We start from the raw sequence: 1799 nt of genomic DNA on the forward strand, positions 1-1799 counted from the left end.
CAGCACTGAAAGTAAAGAGGCCGATCGCTAAAACAAGTATATATTTGAATATTTTTTTCATCTTCTAAATATTATTTGATTATCCAACCATTAAAAGTTCAGGCTTAAACCTAAGCGAATGGTGCGGGGTCCCATATATCGAACACCTGCTAAAGATCTCATTTGATAATACATACGATACACTTCCGGATCCAATTGAACATTAATGTTTTGTTGCATTTTAGGTGCTGTCAGATAACCATCATCTTCCGGATCTCCTGTAGCTGAATAAACACTACTCACATTCTTGGTATTCAGTAGGTTATTCACATCCAGGTACACATTTACAGATGTGGTTTTCCCAGCAGCTCCATCTTTCTTCTTAAAATTCAAATTGAAATCTTTATCAAGCCTCATTTTAACCACTGTGGTCCACGGTAAACGAGAACCATTAAGAGAGCCTTTCAGACCAGGTTCTCCTACACCCATGGTTCTGGAGTAAGGAAGTCCTGAGCCTGCAATAACTGCGAAATTTGCACCTGCATTAGATAGAATATCCTTACCAAATAATATGGGCCCGTTATAAGATCTTCCACCTGCAAAACGGTAGTCAAGATTAAGGTTGATCTTATGACGCTGATCCCAACTAAGAGGAGAAAGAATACGAAGGTTCGGCTGGTCGGTACGAAGCAGGCTTAACTGCTGTCCGGAACTTGACCCGGTACCGTATGCATAGGCCAGAGTATAGTTGGCCCGCAGTGAAATATTGCCTGTTCTTCTGAGGTCATAGGAAATTGAAATACCTTTTGATGTTCCAAAATCAATATTTCCTGTTGTGAAATAGTCAACCGGGAAAGCACCAAGTACCCTGATAGCCTGGGCCATATCACGTTGTTCCCTGTAATATGCAGCGATCTTCAAAGAAGATGAATTTGTTAGCATTTGCTGGAAACCCAATTCGTAATCAATGGTTTTTGCAGGTAAGAGGTTAGGGTTGGAAATATTTGCCCCGGCATTCTGAGCGAGGTAGTAATAAGATGTAGGATTAAATGATCCACCCGGCCGGCTTGACAAGATATCATAGTGTGCAAAGAAAAGTGCTTCATCAGATATTGGAAATGAGAAAGATATTCTTGGCATCACAACAATCTGAGGCGTATAGTCTTCAAATGCATCAGCCTGTATCTCTTTTGTTTGCACGTGATCCGAATTAACCAGGTAAGGTGCAATACCGGTTGAAGAAGCGATCAAATCAGGATCCTGAACTTCAACTCCATAAGCAGTATACCAGGTATCGCCACCACGATAACCATTGATAGTTGAAGGGTCGCTTACATCATCTACATACACTACAAAATCATCTCCCATATTGGTTGGGTGGGAACCGGAGGGGTTCATACTGCCGGGTACATCCGACACCTTTTTAGTAGCATATATAGAATAGGGATCCGACAGCACATAAGTATTGTTGTCGAAACGGTCAACACGTATACCTATGTTAAAGATAAGGTCGTTAAAAGCAAATTTATCCTGAATATAACCGGCTGCGTAAATTGGCTGGGAAGGAGCAATCAAACGCAGATATTCATCATTTTCATCCTTGGCAGAGAAAAAATCCTCAAAGGTTGGCTTTTCCGTAAGTCTGTTTCCAAATTGGTCATAACCCCTGTAACCGACAATGGATGAACCATTATTCAAGAGCTCTTCAGCACTAAAGTAATTGATATCGAATTCGCTTGGGTCTAAGGCCCAGACATCAATCCATTCAGTTCCATCAACAGCCATCCCAAGATGCTCACGTAATTTTTTATCGAACATGG

At 41.2% G+C, this 1799-nt stretch carries 1 protein-coding gene; it reads right to left on the minus strand.

The window, feature by feature from the left end; genetic code table 11:
• Positions 1–90: 90 nt before the first annotated feature.
• Positions 91–1799, minus strand: a 1709-nt coding sequence (locus tag U9Q77_12585; GenBank protein MEA3288195.1) for a TonB-dependent receptor, incomplete at its 5' end; no start/stop codon positions are given.

Source organism: Candidatus Neomarinimicrobiota bacterium (assembly GCA_034716895.1).
Taxonomy (GTDB): domain Bacteria; phylum Fidelibacterota; class UBA8477; order UBA8477; family JABMPR01; genus JABMPR01.